The organism is Bradyrhizobium sp., from assembly GCF_036009065.1.
In the GTDB taxonomy this organism is placed as follows: domain Bacteria; phylum Pseudomonadota; class Alphaproteobacteria; order Rhizobiales; family Xanthobacteraceae; genus Bradyrhizobium.
The window spans coordinates 1-24662 of the sequence record NZ_DASYMN010000270.1; the positions used below are offsets into that span (position 1 = coordinate 1).

Annotated in this window: 23 protein-coding genes; 7 read left to right on the plus strand and 16 right to left on the minus strand. The window is 62.9% G+C overall.

All coding sequences use genetic code 11. The annotated features are described in order from the left end of the window. From VGP39_RS16220 to murJ, 4 genes are all read right to left on the minus strand, one after another. Nucleotides 1–306 (minus strand): NifU N-terminal domain-containing protein (locus VGP39_RS16220; RefSeq protein WP_327569120.1); only part of this gene is annotated, 306 nt, incomplete at its 3' end. 214 nt (nt 307–520) lie between these two features. Beyond that, nucleotides 521–1015, minus strand: a complete 495-nt coding sequence (locus tag VGP39_RS16225; protein WP_327569121.1) for a universal stress protein — start codon at nt 1013–1015, stop codon at nt 521–523. 86 nt (nt 1016–1101) lie between these two features. Then, a complete protein-coding gene (gene trpS, locus VGP39_RS16230; RefSeq protein ID WP_327569122.1) occupies nt 1102–2145 on the minus strand; it encodes a tryptophan--tRNA ligase in 1044 nt (347 codons plus the stop codon). A 49-nt stretch (nt 2146–2194) separates the two neighbouring features. Next, on the minus strand, nt 2195–3757 hold the full coding sequence (murJ, locus tag VGP39_RS16235; protein WP_327569123.1) for a murein biosynthesis integral membrane protein MurJ: 1563 nt from the start codon (nt 3755–3757) through the stop codon (nt 2195–2197). 254 nt (nt 3758–4011) lie between these two features. Here murJ and VGP39_RS16240 point away from each other — a divergent pair, with 254 nt between their 5' ends. Beyond that, nucleotides 4012–5013: an adenosine kinase gene (locus VGP39_RS16240; RefSeq protein WP_327569124.1), complete on the plus strand. Its 1002-nt coding sequence runs from the start codon at nt 4012–4014 to the stop codon at nt 5011–5013. Nucleotides 5014–5256: 243 nt separating this feature from the next. Here the strand turns inward: VGP39_RS16240 and VGP39_RS16245 are convergent, their stop codons facing one another. Continuing rightward, nucleotides 5257–6444 carry a serine hydrolase domain-containing protein gene (locus VGP39_RS16245; protein WP_327569125.1) on the minus strand — a complete coding sequence of 396 codons (1188 nt, stop codon included), beginning with the start codon at nt 6442–6444 and terminating at the stop codon, nt 5257–5259. 245 nt (nt 6445–6689) lie between these two features. Here VGP39_RS16245 and VGP39_RS16250 point away from each other — a divergent pair, with 245 nt between their 5' ends. Continuing rightward, nucleotides 6690–7010, plus strand: a complete 321-nt coding sequence (locus tag VGP39_RS16250) for a hypothetical protein (protein ID WP_327569141.1) — start codon at nt 6690–6692, stop codon at nt 7008–7010. A gap of 243 nt (nt 7011–7253) precedes the next feature. Further along, on the plus strand, nt 7254–8750 hold the full coding sequence (locus tag VGP39_RS16255) for an NAD-dependent succinate-semialdehyde dehydrogenase (protein ID WP_327569126.1): 1497 nt from the start codon (nt 7254–7256) through the stop codon (nt 8748–8750). Here the strand turns inward: VGP39_RS16255 and VGP39_RS16260 are convergent. The 3 genes from VGP39_RS16260 to VGP39_RS16270 form a co-directional block, all read right to left on the minus strand. After that, the gene (locus VGP39_RS16260) at nt 8722–9120 is read right to left on the minus strand and encodes a hypothetical protein (RefSeq protein WP_327569127.1); all 399 of its coding nucleotides are present in this window, start codon (nt 9118–9120) and stop codon (nt 8722–8724) included. The genes VGP39_RS16255 and VGP39_RS16260 overlap by 29 nt on opposite strands. A gap of 142 nt (nt 9121–9262) precedes the next feature. Further along, a complete protein-coding gene (locus VGP39_RS16265) occupies nt 9263–10183 on the minus strand; it encodes a phosphoribosylaminoimidazolesuccinocarboxamide synthase (RefSeq protein ID WP_327569128.1) in 921 nt (306 codons plus the stop codon). 152 nt (nt 10184–10335) lie between these two features. Then, entirely contained in the window at nt 10336–11253 is a 918-nt protein-coding gene (locus VGP39_RS16270) for a pirin family protein (RefSeq protein ID WP_327569129.1), read from the minus strand. Between the two features lie 254 nt (nt 11254–11507). Here VGP39_RS16270 and VGP39_RS16275 point away from each other — a divergent pair, with 254 nt between their 5' ends. Continuing rightward, nucleotides 11508–12080, plus strand: a complete 573-nt coding sequence (locus VGP39_RS16275; protein ID WP_327569130.1) for a GNAT family N-acetyltransferase — start codon at nt 11508–11510, stop codon at nt 12078–12080. On the opposite strand, the gene VGP39_RS16280 is transcribed toward VGP39_RS16275, so the two are convergent. Further along, nucleotides 12077–12607 (minus strand): hypothetical protein, encoded by a 531-nt coding sequence (locus VGP39_RS16280; RefSeq protein ID WP_327569131.1) that lies wholly within the window; start codon nt 12605–12607, stop codon nt 12077–12079. The genes VGP39_RS16275 and VGP39_RS16280 overlap by 4 nt on opposite strands. Before the next feature lie 163 nt (nt 12608–12770). Further along, nucleotides 12771–14141, minus strand: a complete 1371-nt coding sequence (locus tag VGP39_RS16285) for an MmgE/PrpD family protein (RefSeq protein ID WP_327569132.1) — start codon at nt 14139–14141, stop codon at nt 12771–12773. 179 nt (nt 14142–14320) lie between these two features. Here VGP39_RS16285 and VGP39_RS16290 point away from each other — a divergent pair, with 179 nt between their 5' ends. Then, nucleotides 14321–15439 (plus strand): FUSC family protein, encoded by a 1119-nt coding sequence (locus VGP39_RS16290; protein WP_327569133.1) that lies wholly within the window; start codon nt 14321–14323, stop codon nt 15437–15439. Between the two features lie 19 nt (nt 15440–15458). Here VGP39_RS16290 and VGP39_RS16295 read toward each other — a convergent pair whose 3' ends face one another. Beyond that, the gene (locus tag VGP39_RS16295) at nt 15459–15977 is read right to left on the minus strand and encodes a DUF2867 domain-containing protein (protein WP_327569134.1); all 519 of its coding nucleotides are present in this window, start codon (nt 15975–15977) and stop codon (nt 15459–15461) included. Between the two features lie 319 nt (nt 15978–16296). Here VGP39_RS16295 and VGP39_RS16300 point away from each other — a divergent pair, with 319 nt between their 5' ends. Beyond that, entirely contained in the window at nt 16297–16992 is a 696-nt protein-coding gene (locus VGP39_RS16300) for a nucleotidyltransferase domain-containing protein (protein WP_327569135.1), read from the plus strand. A gap of 4 nt (nt 16993–16996) precedes the next feature. On the opposite strand, the gene VGP39_RS16305 is transcribed toward VGP39_RS16300, so the two are convergent. The 3 genes from VGP39_RS16305 to VGP39_RS16315 form a co-directional block, all read right to left on the minus strand. Further along, entirely contained in the window at nt 16997–18433 is a 1437-nt protein-coding gene (locus VGP39_RS16305; protein WP_414644693.1) for an MATE family efflux transporter, read from the minus strand. Nucleotides 18434–18667: 234 nt separating this feature from the next. After that, nucleotides 18668–20101, minus strand: coding sequence for a hypothetical protein (locus VGP39_RS16310; protein ID WP_327569136.1), 1434 nt, complete (start codon nt 20099–20101; stop codon nt 18668–18670). A gap of 15 nt (nt 20102–20116) precedes the next feature. Then, a complete protein-coding gene (locus VGP39_RS16315; protein WP_327569137.1) occupies nt 20117–20446 on the minus strand; it encodes a hypothetical protein in 330 nt (109 codons plus the stop codon). 971 nt (nt 20447–21417) lie between these two features. Here VGP39_RS16315 and VGP39_RS16320 point away from each other — a divergent pair. Beyond that, a complete protein-coding gene (locus tag VGP39_RS16320; RefSeq protein ID WP_327569138.1) occupies nt 21418–22209 on the plus strand; it encodes a DUF429 domain-containing protein in 792 nt (263 codons plus the stop codon). A 127-nt stretch (nt 22210–22336) separates the two neighbouring features. Here the strand turns inward: VGP39_RS16320 and gcl are convergent, their stop codons facing one another. Both gcl and VGP39_RS16330 read right to left on the minus strand, forming a co-directional pair. Then, nucleotides 22337–24121 carry a glyoxylate carboligase gene (gcl, locus tag VGP39_RS16325; protein WP_327569139.1) on the minus strand — a complete coding sequence of 595 codons (1785 nt, stop codon included), beginning with the start codon at nt 24119–24121 and terminating at the stop codon, nt 22337–22339. 86 nt (nt 24122–24207) lie between these two features. Further along, nucleotides 24208–24662 (minus strand): substrate binding domain-containing protein (locus VGP39_RS16330; RefSeq protein ID WP_327569140.1); only part of this gene is annotated, 455 nt, incomplete at its 5' end.

Sequence of the window (24662 nt, forward strand, 5' to 3'; positions counted from 1 at the left end):
GGCCTCGTCGCCGCCGGCGCTGCCGTCGGCCATCAGCGGCGCGCCGGACATGTAGTGCTCCATGATGGCGCCGAGGATCGCGGGCTTCAGATGCTGCCAGTCGCTGTCGTCCTTGGTCACGGTGACGAAATCCGAGCCGTAGAACACGCCGGTGACGCCGGGCACGCCGAACAGCTTTTCGGCCAGCGGCGAGCGCGCAGCTTGCTCGCGGTCGGTGAATTCCATGGTGCCGCTGTCCAGCACGGTGCGGCCGGGAATGAATTTCAAGGTGGCGGGATTGGGGGTGGCTTCGGTCTGGATGAACATGGCTTTCTCCGGCGTCGCCGGTTCAAGGCCGGCGCGTGAGGTGTGATCTAGCAGATGGCGATGCCAAAAGCACGATCAAGGGCGTGGGAACTAACGCTTTTGGGCCGTCCGGCTCAAAAACGTCATTGCGAGCGAAGCGAAGCAATCCAGAGCAGGGCACGCGGAAGGACTGGATTGCTTGGTCGGAAGTGCTCCTCGCAATGACGGTTCCTCCTCACGACAGCGCGTCGATGTCGTCGTCGCTGAGGTTGCCGGGCACGACGGTGACCGGAATCGGGAAGGTGCCGACCATCTTGGCCATCAGGGTGATGATCGGCCCGGGGCCTTCCGGTCCGGGATTGGCCGCCAGCACCAGCATTGAGATATCGACGTCGTGGTCGATCACCTCGAGCAGCTGTTCGGTGGAATCGCCCTCCCGGATCACGCGCTCAGGGGTGATCGCGGCGATGCCGTTGGCGCGACCCGAGGCGCGGTCGAGCGCGGCATTGGCGTCCTCATAGGCTTCCGCGCGCATGATGTCGGCGACCCCCAGCCATTGCTGGTTCTGGTCCTCGATCTCGATGATGCGCAGCATCACCACCCCGCCGCCGACCCGCACCGCCCAGCGGCTCGCATAATAGACCGCGCGATCCCATTCCGCGGTATCGTCAACGATGACCAGGCATTTCGGCTTGTGACCCGTCTCATAGCTTCGACGTTGCGTGCTCATGCATGTCCCGATGCTGCGCCAAACCGCCGCATGCTGCCACACTCCCTCCTCCTTTGGGAGAGGGTTGGAGGTGGGGGTTCAGGACTTTACCGCTTGCGGACGAAGCCGAGGATGTCCTTTACCGCGTTCATGGTTTCCGAAGCAACGGCGCGGGCGCGGTCGGCGCCGTCGATCAACACCGAATCGACATACGCCTCGTCGGCGGTCAGCCGCTTCATCTCGGCGGCGATCGGCGAGAGTTTTGCGACCGCAAGATCGACCAGACTGGACTTGAAGCCGGAAAATTGCGCGCCGCCGAATTCGCCGAGCACCTCGGATTTCGGCTTGCCTGCGAGGGCTGCATAGATGCCGACCAGATTGTCGGCTTCCGCGCGCGCCTCAAGGCCCTTTTCTTCCGACGGCAACGGCTCCGGATCGGTCTTGGCCTTGCGGATTTTCTGCGCGATGGCGTCGGCATCGTCGGTGAGGTTGATGCGAGAATAGTCCGACGGATCCGACTTCGACATTTTCTTGGTGCCGTCGCGCAGGCTCATCACCCGCGTCCCAGGACCGGTGATGACCGGCTCCGGCAGCGGAAAGAATTTGTCGCCATGGCCGTGCGCGGCGATCGATTCGGAAAAGTCGTTGTTGAATTTCTGCGCGATGTCGCGCGACAGCTCAAGGTGCTGCTTCTGGTCCTCGCCGACCGGCACATGGGTGGCGCGATAGACCAGGATGTCGGCCGCCATCAGCACCGGATAGTCGTACAGTCCGATCGAGGCGTTCTCGCGGTCCTTGCCGGCCTTTTCCTTGAACTGCGTCATGCGGTTGAGCCATCCCAGCCGCGCCACGCAGTTCAATATCCAGGTAAGCTCAGCATGCTCCGATACCTGGCTCTGGTTGAAGATGATCTGTTTCTTGGGATCGATGCCGCTGGCAATGAAGGCCGCGGTGACTTCGCGAATGTTGCGGCGCAATTCGTCCGGGCCGCCCGGCACCGGCACCGTGATGGCGTGCAGATCGACCACGCAATAAAGGCAGTTGTAGGTCGCCTGCAGCGCAACGAAATTGACGAGCGCGCCGAGGTAATTGCCGAGATGCAGATTGCCGGTCGGCTGGACGCCTGAAAAAACCCGCTCGATGATCGCCATATTCTTGATCCTGCCTGCGCATTCCGCGCCGTCCATTGCCATGCGGAACTTATCTGCGCAAGTCGCCAGGCGGTGAATGCCTGACAGCGCCGATTGCATCGGCCCAATTGATGACACCGAGCAGTGCCAGCAGCAGGGCGTAGATCGCGACGCCTGCGACAATCAAGACGCCGAGGATCGCGGCTTGTGCAACGCCATGCGCGTTCAAGGCCGGCGGCCACGCAACAGCCGTGGTAAACCATAAGCCGCCGCCCATCGCCAGCGCCGCCACGATGATGCGCGGCAGACGTCGCCGCGCCACGGCATCGATTGAAAGTCCGAATGTCGCAGCTCCGCGCCGGATCAATGCGAGCGCGTTGCTCCATGCCCCCAGCGCGATGCCGGCGGCGATACCGGTGGCGCCCGCTATCTGACCGAGGACAACGCCTAGAACGACCGCGACCGCAAATCCCTTCAGCGCCGTAAACAGTGGCGTGGCGGTGTCGCCGCGCGCGAAAAAGGCCGGCGACAGCGCCTTGACCAGCACATGAGCGGGCAGGCCGAGCGCCAGCAGCGCCAGCGCCTGCGCGGTGGCTAGGCTATCGGCCTGGGAGAACGCGCCGTGCTCGAACAGCGTGCGCACGATCGGCTCGCGCAGCACGATCAGCCCGAGCGCCGCGGGCAAAGCCAGGCCGACCGCGAGTTCGAGCGCGCGGGATTCTGCGTGCGCGAGCGCCGTCTTGTCATCGCTGCCGACGGCGCGCGTCAGTTCCGGCACCAGCACGGTGCCCATGGCGGTACCGACGATGCCGAGCGGCAATTCGATCAGCCGGTTGGCGAAATACAGCCACGACACCGCCGCAGGCGATGACGACGCGATGACGGCGCCGGCCATGATCAGCAATTGCGGTCCGGAATTCGCCACCATGCCGGCCATCCCTTTGATGAAGAAGCCGCGCATCGGCGCGTCGAACGACACCTTCAACGGTGCGGCGAGTTTCTCGCCGCCTGCCCGCAACGTCAGCATCAGCAATTGCAACACCCCGGCGAATCCGACGGTTGCAGCCATCACCAGCGCGGCATCGGCCGCATCCTGCGGCCTTGTCAGCAGCGCTATCATCACGGCGATCAGTGCCACGTTGAAAAGAATCGGCGAAAACGCTGCGAGCGCGAAGCGGTGCTGCGCGTTCAGCAGTCCCATCATCACCGCGACGGGACCTGCGAAGGCGAGATAGGGCAGCATCAGCCGGGCACTGTCGACCGCAAGCTCTAAGGTAGCGCGGCCGGCAAAGCCCGGCGCCAGCGCCGTGATCACCAGCGGCATCGCGAGGCCGATGAGGATCGCCGCCGCCGCCATTGCGAGGCTTACGCTGCCGAGCACGCGCCCGGCAAACGCCGCGGCCGCAGCGGGTCCGTCGTTGTCCCGGATGCGAAGCCAGGCCGGCACCAATGCGGTATTCAGAGCGCCCTCGGTCACCGATCGCCGCAGCACGCTGATCCCCTGAAACGCCACCAGGAACGCATCCGTCACCGGCCCCGCGCCGAGCAGCGCCGCCACCATGGCGTCGCGCGCGAAGCCGAGCAGCCGCGAGATGAGCGTTCCGGTGGAGACGGTGAGGATGGGGCGGATCATCAGGGCATTCTAAGACAATTTGACCCTCATGGTGAGGAGGCGCTCCTTCAGCGCCGTCTCGAACCATGAGAGTGCGTGGCCATCCTTCGAGACGCGGCCAACAGGCCGCTCCTCAGGATGAGGGTTTTTCCGGGGCGCTTGCTGGCGCATGCAGGAACGTGATAGGTCGCGGCACCTTTACCAAGGCGGCGCGCTCGCGCCGATCTGGATCGGATTCTCCGCATCCTCGCAATTGCCGCAACGGGATATTCTTGATGGCTGAAACGAAATACGACGTTCTGGGGATCGGCAATGCGATTTTCGACGTGCTGGTGCAGACCGACGAGGGTTTTTTGGCGCGCCACGGCATGACCAAGGGCGGCATGGCGCTGATCGACGAGGCGCGGGCGGCATCGATCTATCAGGACATGGGGCCGGCGGTGGAGATGTCCGGCGGCTCGGCGGCGAACACCATTGTCGGCATCGCCAGTCTCGGCGCGCGCACTGCCTTTATCGGCAAGGTCAAGGACGATCAGATCGGCGGGCTTTACAGCCACGACATCAAGGCGGCCAACGTCGCCTTCGCCACCGCGCCCGCGACCGGGGGACCCGCGACCGGCTGCTCCTACATTCTGGTGACGCCGGATGGCGAGCGCACCATGAACACCTATCTGGGCGCGGCGCAGGAGCTGATGCCCGGCGACATCGATCCGGCCGAGATCGCCGCTTCCGCGATCGTCTATCTCGAAGGCTATTTGTGGGATCCGAAAAATGCCAAGGATGCATTCCTGAAGGCCTCCGGCATCGCCCATGAGGCGGGCCGCCAGGTGGCGCTGACGCTGTCGGATGCGTTTTGCGTGGATCGCTATCGCGGCGAGTTTGTCGATTTGATGCGGGATGGGACGATCGATCTGATCTTTGCCAATGAGGCCGAACTGCATTCGCTGTACCAGACCTCGGATTTCGACACCGCATTGGCGCAGCTGCGCAATGACGTGAAACTCGGCGTCGTCACGCGCAGCGAGAAGGGCTGCGTGGTGGCGACGAAGGACGGCATCACCGCAGTGCCGGCATTCCCGATCAAAAAACTGGTGGACACCACCGGCGCCGGCGACCTGTTCGCCGCGGGATTTCTGTTCGGCCTGGTGCGCGGCGCCGGCCATGAAAACTGCGGGCGGCTCGGCGCGCTCGCGGCCGCCGAAGTGATCCAGCATATCGGCGCGCGGCCGCAGGTGTCGCTGAAGGCGCTGGCAAAGCAGAACGGGTTGCCGGTTTAGCCGTGTCCCCGACGCGGTGCAGCGTTTTTCACGCTGCTCCGCAGAGCCGGGACCGTGCCAAATCAATGCGTCATGGCCGGGCTTGACCCGGCCATCCATCTTTTTTGAAAAAGAGTCTTGAGAGGATGATGGATGCGCGGGTCAAGCCCGCGCATGACGAGAGAATTGTGTTCGCTACGGCCCCGGCTCTGCAGCGCACCGCTTCGCAAGAGCTACGCGCTGCGCTGCGTCCGGGGCACGGAGCTACGCCGCCTTCTGCGCCGCATCAAGCTCGGCATAGACGCCGCTCTCGAATGCCGCGAATGCTTCCAGACACTTCTTGTCGCAGAACGGCAGCACCTGCATCAGGATGACGCCGGAAATGTCGCGCGACGGATCGATCCAGTAATAGGTGTTGGCAAGGCCGGCCCAGGCGAGGCTGCCGGGGCTGCGGCCTTCCGGCGATTTCGCCGTGTTGATCATGAAGCTGAGGCCCCACTTCTTGTCCATGCCGGGATAAAGCTCGACGTCGTTGGTCGCGAACGCCACCGCCGACGTCAACTTTGGCATGTTGAGTTCGCCGATGTGGTTTTGCGCCATCATCGCGACGGTCTCCGGCTTCAACAGCTGGTTGCCGTTGCCGCGGCCCTTGTTGAGAATCATCTGGGTAAACTTGATGTAGTCGCCGGCGGTGCCGTAGAGCCCGCCGCCGCCCATGTGGAATTCGGGCTCCTGTTCCAGTTCGAACGGGATCGCCGCCAGCGATCCATCCTCGCCGCGCGTATGCATGCCGACCAGACGTTTGCGCTGCGAATCGCCGATCTTGAACGCGGTATCGCTCATGCCGAGCGGCGCCAGCATGTGATCGCGCAAGTAAGCATCGAGCCGCTTGCCGCTGACCGCTTCCACCGCCTTGCCGACGAAATCGATGTTGGTGCCGTATTCCCAGCGCGTGCCGGGATCGGACATCACCGGCGTCTTCAGCGCGGCGTTCTGGCAGGTGGTGATGCCGGGCGTGCCGGTCTTCTCCAGATATTTCACCATGTCGCCGTTCCACATGTCGTAGCAGAAGCCAGCGGTGTGGGTCATGAGATGGCGCAGCGTGATCGGGTTCCTTGCAGGCCGCAGTTTTGGCGTGCCATCGGCCTCAAAACCCTCCAGCACCTGCGGGGAAGCCAGATCCGGCAGAACCTTGCCGATCGGCCCCTCCAGCGACAGCTTGCCCTGTTCCACCAACTGCATCGCGGCGGCGGCGGTGACGGCCTTGGTCATGGACGCGATCCAGAACACGGTGTCAGGCGTCATGGCGTCGTCCTTGGACAGGTCGCGCTTGCCGAACGCGCCCTGATAGATCACCTCGCCCGCCGTAGCGGCCATCGCGACCACTCCGGGAATCTCTCTTGCGTCGGCTTTCTGGCGCAACGCCTGATCGATCTGAGCCTTGCCTTGCATGTGCACCTCCCGTTCTGATTTTTTTGGATGGCCGATCTTCCTCCCGGGCGCGGCTTGCCGCAAGCGTGATTGCGGAGCCTTGCATTGCCGCGGGCCTACCGGCATATCCCGGCATGTTGAAGGCCGAGGCCTTTTCGGAACAATTGTTGCGGCAAAGCGTTCGAATTGCGGCGCAAATGGTGCGCCGCCGGCCAACCGAATTGATGAAAATTATTGCAGCGCCTTCGCGCTGCGAAGGGATGACAATGATTTCGAAATGGAGCGAGTGGAAGCGCTATCCGCGGGCCGGAAAAGGCGAGAATATCGAAGCGCCGATCAGCCCTGGCATCTACGAAGTTCGGTTCGCCGGCACGGGCGCGCTGCACTCGTTCGGCGCGGTCGACAATGTGGCGCAGGCGCTGGCGCTGCTGCCGGTCGCCTCCAAATCGTGGTTCGGACGCGGCGAGCCGGCCAGGTTGCCGGAACTGGAATACCGCACCTGCGCCACCTCCACCAAGGCGGCGGCCAAGGCCGCCGCGGAGCGCATGATCGGCCGCCGCGAAACCTATATGAGCGGCGCGGCTTGAAGGGTACGGCCGAAAAGCGTTTGTAACAACCCAATGACCGTCATGGCCGGGCTTGTCCCGGCCATCCACGTCTTTGGCGCGTCCAAGAAGTAAGGCGTGGATGCCCGGCACAGGGCCGGGCAACGGCGAACTTGGCCTTCAAAATTGCTTGAACCGCCAGCATCGCAAGATCGATGCATTGCGGCTTGTTTCGCCCTATACTCCATCTCAACATCGCGAAGAAACGTCGAGGAGAGCCAAGCCATGTCCCCTACAACTGCAACCGTCCGCTCGATCCCCGCCGCGCCATCGCTGCGGGATCGCCTGAAAGACCGCGCGCTGCTGCGTGAGCAGTGCTACATCGACGGCGCCTGGGTGGGCACGCCGGTCCGTCCCGTCACCAATCCCGTCAACGGCGTCGAACTGGCGAAAGTGCCGAAGATGGACGCCGCCGAGACGACGCAAGCGGTAGAGGCCGCGGAGCGCGCGTTTCCGGCCTGGGCCAAGCTCACCGCCAAGCAGCGCTCCAACATCTTGCGCAAATGGTTCGACCTCATCATCGCCAACCGCGAAGACCTCGCGCTGATTCTCACCTCCGAGCAGGGCAAGCCGCTGGCAGAGGCGCTGGGCGAGGTCGATATCGGCGGCGCCTATGTCGAGTTCTTCGCCGAGGAAGCGCGCCGCGTCTATGGCGAAACGATTCCGTCGCAGCGGCCGGATGCGCGCCTGCTCGCCATCAAGCAGCCGATCGGCGTCTGCGGCGCGATCACGCCGTGGAATTTTCCGTGCTCGATGATCACCCGAAAAGTTTCGCCGGCGCTGGCCGCAGGCTGCACGGTGGTGCTGAAACCCGCCAACGAGACGCCACTGACAGCGTTGGCGCTGGTGGTGCTGGCCGAGAAGGCCGGCGTGCCGAAAGGCGTGTTCAATATCCTGACCGGCAATTCCTCGGCGATCGGCAAGGTGCTGTGCGAACATCCGGCGGTGCGCTTCGTCGGTTTTACGGGCTCCACGGAAGTCGGGAAGATTCTCTACCAACAGGCCGCCGTCGGTGTAAAAAAACTCGGGCTCGAACTCGGCGGCAACGCGCCCTTCGTGGTGTTCGACGACGCCGACATCGATGCCGCGGTGGACGGCGCGATCGTCTCGAAATACCGCAACATGGGCCAGACCTGCGTCTGCGCCAACCGCATCTACGCCCAGGACAAGATCTACGATGCATTCGTGGAAAAACTCTCGAACAAGGTCGCGGCGATGAAGATCGGCGACGGCACCGAACAGGGCGTGGTGCAGGGGCCGCTGATCAACCTGGACGCGGTCGACAAGGTCGAGAAGCACATCGCGGACGCAGTCAAGCACGGCGCCAGGATCGTCACCGGCGGCAAGCGCCACGCGCTTGGCGGCACCTTCTTCGAGCCGACCGTGCTCGCCAACGTCAAGTCCGATGCGCTGGTCTCACGGGAAGAAACATTCGGGCCGCTGGCGCCGGTGTTCCGCTTCAAGGACGAGGCCGACGTGATCGCGATGTGCAACAACTCCCCGTTTGGTCTGGCGTCGTATTTCTACTCGCGCGACCTCGGCCGGGTATGGCGGGTCGCCGAAGCGCTGGAGTCCGGGATGGTCGGCGTCAACACCGGCTTGATCACCACCGAGGTGGCGCCGTTCGGCGGCGTCAAGGAAAGTGGCCTCGGCCGCGAAGGCTCGCATCACGGCATGGAAGAATATGTCGAAATCAAATACGTGATGATGGCGGGGATCTAGCGTTCCCCGGATGCTGCGCAGCGCGCCGCCCCTCGCGGCGTGGTGCGCTGCTGAGCCGGGGCCGTAACAGGCGCCGGCGTTTCGTGCGGTCCCGGCTCTGCGGAGCAGCGTGAAGAACGCCGCACCGCGTCCGGGACACGGGGCATGTGCTACCCTCCCGAAACATCTCCCCCGAACGCGCCATGCCGCCCCACACCTGACGCAAAGCGCGCGGCGCCGACAGCGTCTCGCCGGACGCGATCACCTCGAGCCCGCCGCGCAGTTCATTGGCGATGGCGTCGTCTTCGGCGTTGCGGCAATGCGGACGGTTGATCGAGACGATGATGATCGGGCCGTCGCGTTCGACGAGCACGGTGTCGTTATCGGTCACAATGTTCTCCCTGTGCGCCGTCAATGCGAGCCAACGGGTCGCGCGAACCCGCGCCCGATGATAAACTCCGCGGGAAGCAATCCAGCTAAACCAAAACTGGATTGCTTCGTCGCAACTGCTCCTCCCAATGACGGACGCGAGTTTATCCGCTCACGGCAAGATCGCTACCGGTGATCAGCCTGTACGCCTCGAGATAGCGCTTGCTGGTGGCGTCGACCACGCTTGCCGGCAATGGCGGCGGCGGGGCGTCGCCGTTCCAGCGGCCGGCGCGCCTTTCCGCATCGAGGTAATCGCGCAGCGGCTGCTTGTCGAAACTCGGCTGCGGCCGGCCCGGCGCATAGACGTCCGCCGCCCAGAACCGCGAGCTGTCGGGGGTCATCACCTCATCGATCAGGATGATGCGGCCGTCGGCGTCGCGGCCGAACTCGAATTTGGTGTCGGCGATGATGATGCCCTGGCTGCGGCTGACGGTTTCGCCGAGCGTGTAGACCGCGCGGGTCATGCTCTCCAGCGTGTGGGTTACCTCATCGCCTAGAATTTCGCGCATCCGCCCGATCGTGATGTTCTCGTCGTGGCCGGTTTCGGCTTTGGTGGCGGGGCTGAAGATTCCGGGCTCCAGCTTTGCGCTTTCAAGCAGCCCCGATGCGAGCTTTTCGCCGGCCAGCGTGCCCGCCGCGGCATATTCCTTCCACGCCGAGCCAGAGAGATAACCGCGGATCACGCATTCGATCGGAAACACATTTGTGTGCCGGCACAGCATCGCACGGCCGGCGATCTCGGCGCCATGCCCCCGCAGCGCCGGCACTTCCTCAATGATTTCGTCGGCATCCGCGCTGATCATGTGATGCGGCACCACGCCTTCGAGCCGGCCAAACCACCACGCGCTGAGTTGCGTCAGCACCGCGCCCTTTATCGGGATGGTCTCGGCCATCACCACGTCGAAGGCGCTGATGCGGTCGGTGGTGAGCAGCAGCACGCGGTCGTCGCCGACCGCATAGATATCGCGCACCTTGCCCCGTCCGATTTTTGGAAGCGGCAAGTCGCTGGCGAGCATCGTGGGCATCAAGAACAGCTTTCCTTACGTCATTGCGAGGAGCACTTGCGACGAAGCAATCCAGTCTTGTGCGTGGGGAGAACTGGATTGCTTCGTCGCGGAGTTTATCATCGGGCCGGCCAACGGCCGGACCCGTTGACTTCTCGCAATGACGGCTAATGTCACTCCGGCAGCGGAATGAATTCGTGTTCGTTGGGCACCTCGGCAAAGCGGCCGGACTTCCAGTCCTGCTTGGCCTGCTCGATCCGCTCCTTGCTGGAGGAAACAAAATTCCACCAGATGTGGCGCGGGCCTTCCAGCGCGTCGCCGCCGAGGAACATCATCCGCGCCGGCGTGATCGCCCTGACCGTGATACGATCGCCGGGCCGGAAGATCAGCAGCCGAGGCCCTTCATAGCGCGCGTTTGCGATCTCGATCTCGCCGTCGATCACATAGATCGCGCGCTCCTCGTGGTCGGGATCCAGCGGCACGCTCGCGCCCTGATCCAGCGCCACCTCGGTATAGAACCACGGCGACACCATATCGACCGGCGATTTCGCGCCGAACGAACTGCCGGCAATGACGCGCGCGGTAAAGCCGGTGTCCTTCACCGTCGGCAGACTGTCGGCGCCATAATGCTGGAACGAGGGTGCGATTTCCTCGGCGCCTTTCGGCAATGCGATCCAGCTTTGCAGGCCGAGCATCTTCTGGCCGTTCTGCCGCTGCACGTCCGGCGTGCGTTCGGAATGCGCGATGCCGCGGCCCGCGGTCATCAGGTTCATGGCGCCGGGCTGGATTTCCTGGATGTTGCCCTCGCTGTCGCGGTGCATGATCGAGCCGTCAAACAGATAGGTGACGGTGGCAAGCCCGATATGCGGGTGCGGGCGCACGTCCATGCCCTTGCCGGAGACGAACTGCACCGGCCCGAAATGATCGAAGAAGATGAAAGGCCCGACCATCTGCCGCTTGCCATGCGGCAGCGCGCGGCGCACCTCGAACCCGTCGCCGAGGTCGCGGGTGCGCGGTACGATCACCAGCTCCAGCGCGTCGCAGGAAGTGGGATCGCCGAGCACGGGATCGTTGGAGGGAAGCCAGCTCATGGGGACTCCGTGAAAGTTTCGGCCATCATAACAGCAATTATCAGCGTCGTCCCCGCGAAGGCGGGACCTATAACCACCGATGCTGTTGCTCAACTCGCAGCGGCCGCCTGCTCTGGCGCCGTGGCTCGCGCTTCGTCTCGCAAAAAGAGGTCGTCATGCCCGGCCTTGTGCCGGGCATCCACGTCTTTAAAACATGCAGGCAAAAAAGACGTGGATGGCCGGAACAAGCCCGGCCATGACGGGGGATGAAAACAATGTTCGCTCCAAAAACAAGTGCGGCGCTGGCGCAGCTCAACGGCCCCGTCATCGAAACGCCGCGGCTAAAACTGCGGCAATGGCGCGGCGCCGACGTTGCGCCCTACACCGCGATGCTGGCGGATCCCGGCACCGCGCGTTTCATCACCGTCGATGGCAAGGCGGTCGAAGACAGCATGACCGGCTGGCGGCATACTGTCGTGATGGCCGGGCACTGGGCGATCCACGGCGCCGGCATGTTCGCGGTCGAGGAAAAACACAGCGGCAAGTTTGTCGGACGGGTCGGGCCATGGTTTCCGCCGACCTGGCCGGATTTCGAAATCGGCTGGGGCATCGTTCGGGAAGCACGGGGCAAAGGCTATGCCGCTGAAGCCGCCCGCGCGGCGATCGACTGGGCGTTCGCCAGCTTCGAGATCGCACAGGTGATCCACTGCATCGATCGTGAGAACATCGCGTCGCAGGGCGTGGCGCGGCGGCTCGGCGCGACGAGGCAACGCGAGATCCAGCTGTTCGGCCACGTCGCGGACATGTGGGTGACCCCACGCGGCGCGTGGACGGCGTCGCGGCGTTAGAACATGCGGAAATTGAAGAAGCCGCCGCCGAACGGCCGGTCATACTGGGCCTGACGGTAGCCGCCGAACTGCGCCGCGGGGGCTGGAGGATAGGCGGCAGCGTAATTCGGCCGCTCGCGGCGCTCGGCACGCGCCACGGGCTTAGGACGCTGCGGTATTTTGGCGATCGACTTGTGGGGTGGCGGCGGAGGCGCAATGGCCTCGGCGGCGGTAGCGGGCAGTTCGGCTCGGGCCTGCAGCTCCGGACTGGCCGGACTATCCGGCTTGCGGTAGGTCATCTGCCGTTCCCACTGCAACCGCTCGGCGGTTGGCGGCAAGGACGCGATATCCGGGTAAACCACTGCAGACACTTGCGGTTTATCGTGTCTTTCCTGGGACTGCCGCCATGACGCGAGCGAGCCGCCGTTCGACACGGTCGCAGCCACAACGGGCGCGGGGGCAACTTCCTTGGGAACCAGATAGTCTGCGGCGAACAGCAGCCCGAGCAGGCAACACCCCATTACCAGAAAGTATCTCAAAACCGGCACGACGCAGCCCCTTGTTGGCGTCAATAATTCGGCGCCTCTCGATTAGTTCCTGCCGAGAGGTTTCGGTTCAGAGGAAATGGGAATTGCCTTGCTGCGAGATGCCCAAATTTGTTGCATTTCGCGGGAAAGTGATCAGCTTGATCGTGGCGACGCCGCCGGCGTTCTATTGCCGCCCGAGATGTGTCGCGGTTTCGACCCGGTCGAAGCGCTCCAGGGACAGGATGGCGTCCGCCAGCTGATCGGCGCGGCCGTTCAGCACGGGACGCGCCAGGGTCAGGAATTTCTGCTGCATCGCCTGCGCGTCGGGGAACGATGACGGCTCGCCGGAGGGATCGGCATAGAGCCGCTCATGCACGCCATCCGCGGTGGTGATGGAGACGCGGGCGCCAAACGGATGGCTGCGTCCGGTCTCGAGGCGGTCGTCCCGCACCACGTCAAAACGGTCCGCCAGCGCGTCGACCGCGGCATCGCCGAGCCGCGCGTAATCGTCCCAGCCGAAGCGGCCCTGGTCCAGCGCCACGGCGCCGGTGAAGAACATCGAGAACTGGCCGCCGACGATCGAGGTCGGATGCCGCTTAGTGGCCGCGTCGCCGGTCAACGTGATGCCGTTGCGATGCAGGCCGATCTCGACGCGCTTGACCTGGTCCGGCGTCAGATTGTGCTCCCGGCGCATCGCGATCAGCGCATCCAGCGCCGCGTGGGTATAGCGGCAGCTCGGATAGGGTTTTACGCCGATCTTCATGGTCTCATAGATTTTGCCGAGGCCCGCGACCGCCTTGTCCGGATGCGCGTCGTCGCTGTAGCCGAACAGCAGGCCGTGCTTGCCCTCGACCGATTCGGTGGCGCCGACAAAATCGTTGCGCGCCAAGGTGGCCGCGATGACGCCGTTCATGGCGGCGGCGCCGACCTGGTAGCGCTTGTTCCACGCGCCGTTGACCAGAAACTGCAGCGAACCCGCGGCCTGGCTGCCCGACACGCCGAACGCCGCGATAATCTGCTGCTTCGACAGCCCGAACAGCTTTGATGCCGCCGCCGCCGCGCCGTAAGTGCCGGCGGTCGCGGTCGGATGAAAGCCGCGCTTGTAGTGCGAGGTCGGATCCAGCGCGTTGCCGAGCCGGCAGCACACTTCATAGCCTGCGACGATCGCGGTCAGCACGTCGCGGCCCGACGCGCCGACCAGTTCGCCGACCGCGAAGGCGGCAGGAACCACCGGCGCGCTCGGATGCAGCGAGGAATCCGCGTGGGTGTCGTCGAAATCCAAGGAATGGCCGAGCGCGCCATTGAGCAGCGCCGCCACCGCGGGCGTCCAGGTTTTGCTGTCGCCGAATACCGTGGCCGCGCCCTTGCCATCCAGCGCCAGCGCTTCCAGCATCCTGAGCAGCGACGGCGTGGATTCCGCGTCGCGCCGGGCGCGCACCGCGCTGCCGAGAAAATCCAGCGTGAGGATTTTCGCGCGCTCCAGCACTTGGTGGGGAATATCCTCAAACTTCAAATCCGCGACGTAGGCGGCGAGCGTTGCAGTTTCATCGGCCATTGTGTTTCCTTAGCTGTTATCGACAGCGTAGGCGGGCTAAATCGGCGTTTCAAGCGGCATCCAGGTCGGCTGTTGCCAATGATATTGCCGAACTCGGGTAGACCCGAGTTCGGTGGCGGCCGGCAGCCATGCCGATTTCATCTGTAAGGCTTTCCTGTAACACTTCCGGAATGCGGCGAATGATCGCTCTCGTAAAACGCCTGTCTGCCCCGTTGCGGTCCCGCAAGGCGCAACTGGCATTGGCAGTGCGGGTCACCGTTGCCGCGTTCGGCGCGCTGGCGGTGGCGCTGGCGTTGCATCTGATGCTGCCGCTCTGGGCGGTGCTGACGTCGCTCATTGTCACCCAGATGAGCGTCGGCAGGTCGCTGAAGACGACCCGCGACTATCTGCTCGGGACGGTGGGCGGCGCGATCTACGGCGCCGCGATCACGGTGCTGATCCCGCACTCCGGCGAAGCCGGGCTGCTGGCCCTGCTGGTGCTGGCGATTGCACCGCTTGCCTTCATTGCCGCGATCAATCCAAGCCTGAACGCAGCCACGGTGACTGCCGTTATCGTGCTCCTGGTGCCGACCATGCATCACGCCAATCCGCTGGACTCGGCGATCGACCGCGTCCTCGAAGTGCTGGTCGGCGCGGTGTGTGGGCTGCTCGCATCTTTCTTCGTGCTGCCGTCGCGGGCGCATAGCCAGCTCCGCGCCAGCGCCGCGCAGACCCTCGAATTGATAGCAGCCGCGCTATCCGAATTGCTGGCGGGGGTCACGCGCGGACGCGACAACGACGCGCTGCACGCGCTGCAGGATGGCATCGGCGCCGCGATGGCCGGGCTGAACGCCACCGGTGCCGAGGCCGAGCGCGAACGCGCCGCGCATCTGTCCAGCGGCCCTGACACCGGACCGCTGCTGCGCACAGTGCTGCGGCTGCGCCATGATCTTGTGATGATCGGGCGGGCCACGGTGGTGCCGCTGCCGGCCGACGTGCAGGCCCGGCTGGCCGCGCCGCTGGCGCGCGTCAGCGAGACCATGTCTGCCTACTTGCGGGCGATCGCGGAGGCCTTGCGAACCGGCGTCGGCGCGCCGGCGATCTGGCCGGTGCAGACCGCGCTGCAGGCTTACGCCGCCGAAGTCGCGGCGGTGCGGGCCGAAGGCCTGATCCGCGGCCTGCCCGGCGACGTCGCGGAGCGGTTTTTCACGCTGGGATTTTCGCTGGAGCAGATGCGGCAGAACCTGAAGGACCTCGAGCGCTGCGTGGCGGAATGGGCGGAGAAGTCGGCAGGCGCGGCGCCGGCTGCCGAAGAATAGGTCCTGCAGGTCGCGCGGTTCAGCGCGCGACCTGCTGCAGCATCGCCGGGACAATGAGCCGGTGAAACGGCAGGATGATTGTGAGGTAGGTGCGGCCTAGAAGATTGTGCGTGAGGACGAGCGTTGTCGCGGTGACGTGGCGGCTGCCATCCGAGTCGACAACGTCCACGACGACTCGAAAGTCGAGATGGCGGTCATTGAAGCCGGCAACAAGTCGGTCCGGGGTTTCGCTTACGACCGGAAATATGCCGATGGTTTCCGGTGTACCGGCCCCGGTCGGGGCACCCGTCTTCAGGCCGAACGGCGCCACCAGACAATTGCGCAACGTCAATAACACGTCGATCCATCGCGGCGAGCGGCTGAACATTCTCTCGGCGGCATGGCGCGCATCGAGCCCAGCATCGTCTACCGAGACGCTGTAGGCATCGACGAACTGCGCGCCGGGGAGCAGCGCGTGAGCGCGAACGGTGGGTGCGACGGCGGCGGCTTTCGTGGATGCCTTTGCTGTCATCGACCCCGCCGGGTTCAGCCGAATCATACGCAAGTCGCGAAGTGAGTATAACCGGGTGCAGGGGGGAGACGACAGTGGGGTTGAGGCATCGATCGCCTTGCTGCCTCCCGCGCTGTCCGTTCTTTGTCACAACGTTTCAACATTTCGTGCCGATTTCGAAGGCTACTGTTGAAACTAATTATTATATAAAATTGCATTTCAACCCATCGGTATTAAAACACACTGTTGAAACTATGTACTTTCAAGAGCTTAACAACGATCAGCGGCGAGAAATGATCAACAGTCAGCAGCGCTTCGAAGCGCTGCGGGACGCCAAAATCGTGCGCTCGGCCTGGGTCGCGTTCCCTTGATCAGCGCGCGCATCACACGCGCCCTTGAACGGTTTGGTCTTCTTGGGTCGGGTATCCGTATCCTCGGCACAAATGCCATCTACGCCTACGAAGCCGCCGCCGGAGTGCGTATCGATCCCGGGCTCGCGACTACGGAAGATATCGATCTGCTTCTCGACGCCCGCGGCGGATTGACATTCGTCGCCGACGAAGAGGTTTCGGAATCCTCGCTTATGAAGGTTCTCAAGCGAGTGGATACCAGCTTCGATCGGTCGAGAGAAACATCTCGCGCGGTCAATCGCGACGGCTATCTTGTCGATCTGATCAAGCCGGTTCAAAACCCACCATGGAAGGAAGCGCCCGACAAAGTGGGCGCCGATCCGGAAGACCTGAGCGCAGTCCAGATCGAGGGGCTGGCATGGCTTCAGAATTCCCCGCCGTTCGAGGCGGTGGCGATCGACGAGAAGGGCGAGCCCGTCCGCATTGTCGCACCGGATCCCAGGGTTTGGGCGGTTCACAAACTTTTGCTGTCCAAGCGCGCCGATCGTCAGCCGATCAAGCGACAGCGCGACGCCGCCCAGGCCGAGGCGGTAAGCGCGCTCGTCGCCACCTATCTAACTCATTTGCCTTTTGACGCCGAGCAGTTGCGGATGCTTCCGAAGCAACTCGTCGCGGAAGCCGCGCCTCTGTTCGTTGCGAGCGGCACGGCGTGAATCTTCAGGGCTTTCGGCCGCGATTGTCAGTGCCGGCCAAACGCTGCGTGAGCAACCGGAAGCGTAGAATGACGAGCACCGCATAAACCGCGGTGCCGCAGGACAGCCCGATCCACACGCCGATCGCTCCGAGCTCCGTCCGGAATCCGAGGCCGCAAGCGGCGGGGAATCCGACCAGCCAGTAGCTGATCGCGGCGAACAGCAGCGGCACCCGTGTGTCGTTCAGGCCGCGCAGTGCGCCGGCCACGACGGTCTGGATACCGTCGGCGACGAAGAAGGTCGCGCCGACCAGCAGCAGGGCCGCCGTGAGGTCGATCACGGCGCCGGCGCTGTCCGCGGCGTCGCCGAAGAAGAAGCGCCCGATCGCGTAGCGGCCGAGAAGCACGGCCAGCGTCATGACCGACATAAAGACAATGCCGAGCAGCATCGCGACAAAGCCCGCGCGGCTGATCGCCGGCGTATCGCCCCGGCCGACGGCGTGCCCGACCCGCACGGTCGCCGCCATGCCGATGCCGAATGGCACCATGAACAGGATCGCCGCGATCTGCAGCGCGATCTGGTGCGCGGCGAGCGGCGTGGTGCCGATCAGTCCCATCAACAGCCCTGCCGCGCCGAACAGGCCATACTCCAGCAGGAAGGCGATCGAGATCGGTGCGCCGACGACGACCAACTGTCGCATCAACGGCCAGTCGATGCGCCAGATGCGGCCCAGCACGCGGTATTTTTTGAACGGGCGGCGGCTGGTGGCGAACCAGAGTGCGGCAAGAAACATTCCGAAATTGACGATGGTGGTGGCAAGGCCGGCGCCGAACAGCTCCAGCCGCGGCAGTCCCCACGCGCCGTGGATCAGCAGCCAGACCAGCACCGCGTTAGCCGGAATGGCAACCAGCGTAATCCACAGTCCCGGCTCCGGCCGGTTGACCGCGCCCATGAAGCCGCGGATCGCCAGAAACGCCAGCGCCGGCGTAATCCCCCACGCCAGACCCAGCAGATATTTCTGCGCGAGATGCGCGGTCGCGGGCGCCTGGCCGAGCATCAGGAGAATTTGCTCGCCGAACAATGGAAGCATCATCATCGGCAGCGAAATCATGAGCGCCGCCCACAGCCCGACCCGAAGCGCGCGCCGCACGAGGCGCGGATCGCGCCTGCCGAACGCTTGCGCGGCCAGCGGCGCCACCGCGGACACCAGCCCCATGCCGAACGTAAAACTGACGAAGAACACGGTATGCGCCAGCGCCGCCGCGGCCACCGCCTCGTCGCCGAGACGTCCGATCAACGCCAGATCGGTCGTCATCATCGCGATCTGCCCGAGCTGCGTCAGCGCGATCGGGACGGCGAGCTTGAGGGTTGCGGTGAGTTCGAGGGCGAGGCGGGTGCGGATTGCTCCTGCGGAGGTTGTCGCCGCGATCGGTCCTAGCTCGATCTTGTCAAGGGATGTCACGGCGCGAGACTAGCATTGCCGGGCGACGAAAGGATGGCGGGTGCAACTAGTTAGGGTGGGCAAAGCGAGCGTGCTCACCATTTCACCAAGCGGCGATCCGTCGCATCTGTCTTCATGACCGGATTGTGGGCACGGCGCAGATGCACCTTTGGCCACCTGCGCGCCGAGGCATGCGTTGGAATTGTGCGGCCCGTTCATTGCGACGAAGTGCATCCGGCTACGAAACGCTCTTCCTTAGCGAATAAGCGCCCCGATATAATTCCAGCGTACCTGTCCGTCAGACCATCTATCCAGGTCAAGAATGACCTTACGGTTGCCGTTGCTGAACGTGACGTTCTTCGACCCCTGATCGGAGTGTACGCCCTCTACGTTTCCGCTCACTACCTTGCCGACCCTCCAGGATGTCAAGCAGGCGCTTATGTCCCTCGCAGCGGAGTTAAAGATGGTCTCCGGATCGGAAAGATCCTCGTCGGGATAGATCGGCTTGATGTTGACTGCGGCGAGTTTTTCGTCGGTGTAACCAAAGTTGGTCTTGAGTCTGTTGATGAAGGCTCGCTGCTCGCTCGCGGAACGAGGAGCACTGGTAAGGGAGGTCGCTTGCAAGCGTTTGTACAGGCGAAGGTCTGTCACCCGCCCTTGGCTGCAAGTAAACATGCAGACCGGCTCCATTTGATTGCGGCGCCATATGGATTGGCAGTTATCGATGAAATTGTTGTTGGTCTTCTGATCCTGCATTAGACGCATGCCTTCGTCGCTTGTACACGAGGCGGAGGGCGCATCCGCCAGCAGAGCGTTTAGCTTTTCGCAATAGCCTACACCGCCTCGCCAAACCCATGCCTCTGGCGCCAGCCCCTGCTCGATCCCGCGCCACACCATTGTAATCAGTGTATCCAACTCCTGTGGCGCGCCCATTCCACCCTGAACTTGAAAGCCCCGAAGTAATTTTCCGCTGGATACATCAACTATTCTAACGTTGATGACGACCGCATCGCCTATCGCGGCCGCAGTCGGAAGGAAAGCCTCTTCCGCGCGGCGATTGCAGTCGATGGTGTCGTTGGTCATCGAAATGGACATCAGTTGATCTGCGTCGGCCAACTTCTCCATCGCTTGCAGGTTGTTCTCGGAAAGTACCACAGAATACCTGCGCGATTTGCGCAGCAAACCCTCAAGCATAGCCGAAAGAATGTCTTCCCGATTTACCAACGATTGACCACTCACGGTAAATCGCCCGAGAGCGGCGCGAGTAAATTGCGAGGGCTTCGGTTTGTCACAAATGGAGTCTGGCGAGATTTTCAGGGTAGTGAACATGCAATATCGATATGCCCGATAAGCCTTCAATTTGTCGCTTTCCGGGAACAGTTGCAGGAAGGAAGTGGTGGTGCTGACGCTGAAGCGACCCTGCGCAGCAGCACTAGAAAAAACGGAGCGCAGGGAGCCTGCGATGTTGGCGTCGACCTTCAGGTCGACGTTCAAGGCGCAGGCGGAAAGAGCGGAGAAAATTCGCTCCGAATCCGGAAAGTTCTCCGCTGCCAAAGCTGGCCTACTCTCCACCACCACGAAGCTTATGCAAGCTACTAGGATCACAAGCTTCGCACCTTGGCAGAAACTTTCTACTAGGCGTCCGAGCTTCGCGAGGCGAAATTTCGATTGCAGGCGGCGTTCGTACATATCGCATGCTTCAGTTCAATTCGTCGCAGTTATTTTCCCGCTGATGATGCCCTGGACACATTGTGTGTAGAGCTTATACGCCTCGAGCCGCTGCGCGTCGGGAATGAGCTTTAGAAAGTCCGCCGAACTCTTGAAACTGGCGGCTCCCTGGGTTCGCTGCCCGTCGTAAATGGTTTTCAGCGAACCGACCAAGTCCGCCGAAATATCGATGTTCGCCCCCGCAGCGCAACCGCGAAGGAGATCCGTAAACTGCTGAGAATTGGGTAGCGTCTGTTGCTGAGCTTGGGCGCTGCAGAGGACCGCCAAGATTCCAACGAAACACGTGGAGAGATGCACCAGTCGCATTGAAGCCTCCGGCCTATTCCGATTGCGCGCCGCGGCCGAGAACCGTCGAAAGGGCACCTATGAGCGCTGCCAAAACCAGCTTGAAGCCCTCGGTCGCCGCCGGTAGCAGTGAAGCTCTCACAACAGGTCCTAGAAAATCCGCCAAAACGATCAAACAGACGCATGCCGCGAGCAGTGCGCCGTAAATAACGAGTGCGGTCTTTTGAACGCGTGTCATTCAGGGCCCCTTTAATTTCGAGAGCTTAGGGGCACCCGCCTGTCAAATCAACAAGGAGTTGTGTCAATCAATTTGCATGTCCCGCAGGCGCTCCGATCAGCTGGCGGGCTTGTTGCGATTCCCCTGCGAAGCTCTCGGCCGTCGATCAATCGGCCTTAGTGGTGCGGCGGCTCTAAGAATACCGGTCGGGATTCTCAGCCCTGCCGCACCGGGCCAGTCCGACGCGATCGCGGACCCCGAAATTTTAACGACGGCGTGATAGCCTGCCGGCGGCCGGACGCCTCCGGCCCCTCCCCGTTAACTTCCCGTCTGACCGGTATCCGCAGCACCTGGAAGACCCCAAAAACGGCCTTGCAACCTTCGCGCAATAGCCTCACACATCCACATTCGACGGCACAATTCTTCCCTTCTCCCCTTGTGGGAGAAGGTGGCCATAGGCGGCCTTCAGCCGCCGTTCTTTGAGTAGGACGCCGATGCTTTGCATCGGCTATGCGAAGTCCGTGCCGGATGAGGGGTTACGCTCTATCGAAAGACCTGAACCCCTCACCCGTCTCGCATCTGGCGATGCGAGCCACCCTCTCCCACAAGGGGAGAGGGAAGTAAGAGCGCTCGTCTCGCCATAATGTCATGGCCGGGCTTATCATGGACATCCATGTCTTGCGAGCGCCGCCGATTTCAGAGAGCTTTCGACTCGTCGATCCTGAGGCAGAATGATGGGTCTAAAAAAGGTTGCATTCGTCGGTTTCGACTCCGCTTGGGCAGGCAATCCAAGGCACCCGGCGCGATTTGTGCGATATCATTCGACGGGAAAAGATTTCACGATTTCAAAGAGCCGAAGCTTGCCGGCTTCGACGAGGCCCGCTGCTTCATAGCAACGGTGAACCGGAAACACCGGCTGACGTTGGTTGCGATTGATCAGCCGACGATTGTACCCAACGACGAAGGTATGCGCCCCGTGGAGAAAGTCGCTGCTTCCATAGTCAGTTGGTTGGGTGGAGGCGTACAACCTGCCTATCGCAAGAGAGAAGATATGTTCGGTGCCGGCGCTCCAATCTGGAAATTTCTCGACAGATTGGGTGCGATCGAAAATCCCGAGCTATCGAGGCGCGCCATGCGCGGCAAATTCATCATGGAAGTGTTTCCGGCCCTTGCGTTGCCGTCACTCAATCGAGCCTTCTGCGGGTGGAAAAAAGGACCAAGGTACAATCCGGCAAATCGCGGAAGATTTAGACAAAAGGCCTGGCAGAAGGTTGTCGCAACCGTTCTTAGCGAGGCGCGCAAGTTAAAATGCGAGAAATTTATTCGCTGGTGCAATCAACTCAGAAAAGTAAGAGCTCCCCGAAAATGTCATCAAGACAAGCTCGATGCCGCGATTTGCCTATTGATCATGATCCGATGGCGAACAGGCAAACGCAAGGATTCGGCAATAGTCGGAGATCTCAAACAGGGCTACATCGTCGCACCAGTTATTGCCGAAATCAAAGATCGTCTAAGGAAGGCGGCGTTTGATCGAAGGGTTGCGCTGGATGGCGCTGTTCCGCAATAGCCTCACACATTCACATTGGCGCTCAGCGAATTGTCATGGATGAGTTCACGGCGTTAGATCGCGGTCGAGGATTGTGCTGTGTAGGACCGGCCAGCAGTCCGGACATTGAAGGCCGGCGAGGCTCCGTTCAGACCGGCTCCAGCACGCGCCCCCTGTCATTGACGGCGCTCGTAGCAACATCGAGGATTTCCTCGAACTCGGTGATGGCGTCGATCTCGAGGCCCATCGCGACATTGGTGATGCGTTCGAGGATGAACTCGATCACCACCGGCACCTGATGCTCGGCCATCAGCCTGCGGGCTTCCGCGAAAGCGCCCTTGAACTCGCTCGGGGTGCGGACGCGGATGGCCTTGCATCCGAGGCCCTCCGCGACCTGGACATGGTCGACGCCGGTGTTGCCGGTTTCCGGCGAATTGATGTTGTCGAACGCGAGGCTCACCTCGTAGTCCATCGAAAATCCGCGCTGCGCCTGCCGGATCAGGCCGAGATAGGAATTGTTCACGACGATGTGGATGTAAGGCAGTTTATGCTGCGCGCCGACCGCCAGTTCCTCGACCAGAAACTGAAAATCATAATCGCCGGACAGCGCGACGATCTCGCGGGTTGGATCGGCGGCGCGCACCCCGAGCGCCGCCGGCATGGTCCATCCGAGCGGGCCGGCCTGGCCGCAATTGATCCAGTTGCGCGGCTTGTAGACGTTGAGGAATTGAGCGCCGGCGATCTGCGACAGGCCGATGGTCGAGACGTAGCAGGTTTCCCTGCCGAAGGCCTGGTTCATCTCCTGGTACACCCGTTGCGGCTTGAGCGGCACGTTGTCGAAATGCGATTTCCGCAGCATGGTGTTCTTGCGGGCAAGACAGCTGGCCGCCCACGCGCTGCGGTCGGAGAGCTTGCCGTTGCTCTTCCATTCCCGCGCGGCTTCGACGAACAGCCGCAGCCCCGCCGCGGCATCGGAGACGATGCCGAAGTCCGGCGCGAACACCCGGCCGATCTGCGTGGGCTCGATATCGACATGCACGAATTTGCGTCCTTTGGTGTAGACCTCGACCGAACCGGTGTGCCGATTGGCCCATCGATTGCCGATGCCCAGCACGAAATCGGATTCCAGCAGCGTGGCGTTGCCGTAGCGGTGGCTGGTTTGCAGGCCGCACATTCCGGCCATCAGCGGGTGATCGTCGGGAATGGCTCCCCAGCCCATCAAGGTCGGAATCACCGGCACGCCGGTGATCTCGGAGAACGCCACCAGAAGCTCCGACGCATCGGCGTTGATGATGCCGCCGCCTGCCACGATGAGGGGGCGGGCGGCGGCGTTCAGCATCGCCAGCGCCTTGTCGATCTGCGCCCGGGTGGCTTTCGGCCGATAGACCGGCAGCGGCTCGTAAGTGTCGTCGTCGAATTCGATTTCGGCGAGCTGCACGTCGATCGGCAAGTCGATCAGGACCGGTCCCGGCCGGCCCGACCGCATGACGTGAAACGCTTGCGCAAACACCATCGGGACCAGCCCGGGTTCACGCACTGTGACGGCCCACTTCGCCACCGGCTTTGCGATCGCCTCGATGTCGATGGCCTGGAAATCTTCCTTGTAGAGCCGCGCCCGCGGCGCCTGGCCGGTAACGCAAAGGATCGGAATGGAATCCGCGGCCGCTGCGTAAAGGCCGGTAATCATGTCGGTGCCGGCCGGGCCGGACGTTCCGATGCATAACCCGATGTTACCATGCCTCGCCCGGCTGTAGCCGTCCGCCATGTGGGAGGCGCCTTCGACATGTCGCGCCAGAATATGCCGGATCGATCCGCGTGCGCGCATCGCGGAGTAGAGCGGATTGATGGCCGCGCCGGGAACGCCAAAGGCGCAGGTTACGCCCTCACGCTCGAGCACCCGGACGGCTGCATCCACTGCGCGCATTCTCGCCATCACATCCTCGCCGGTCAAAAGTTTCTCGAACGGCTCACCTTGTTCGGAGTTGCGGGCAACTGCGAAGAGCGCGCGGCCGATATCACTTATTCCGATTCGGAAAACGAGGCCCGAGGCGCCGCGGCGCGCTGATCGGTGTCCCACCACTGTCCCTTGAAGCGCGGCAGCAGGAAGTGAATGAAGGCCGTCACCTTCTGCGGAACGAACTTCGGCGAGGGAAAAACCGCATGCAGCTCCTGTTCGGGCAGAAGGTAATCTTCCATGACGCGCACGATCTTGCCCGATTTCAGCGACGAAGCGGCGACGTAGGTTGGCAGGATCGCGATGCCGAGGTTGAGTTCCACGGCTGACAACAGTGTCGAGAGATTGTTCGATCGCAACCGGCCGTTGACGACGACGGCGTGTACGCCGCCTTCGCTGGAGCGGAGCTGCCATACCGCGTCGCCCTGGACGCTGGAATAGACAATGCAGTCGTGGCCGTCCAGATCGCCCGGCGACTGCGGCGTCCCGCGCTCGGCGAGATAACCCGGCGCGGCGACCA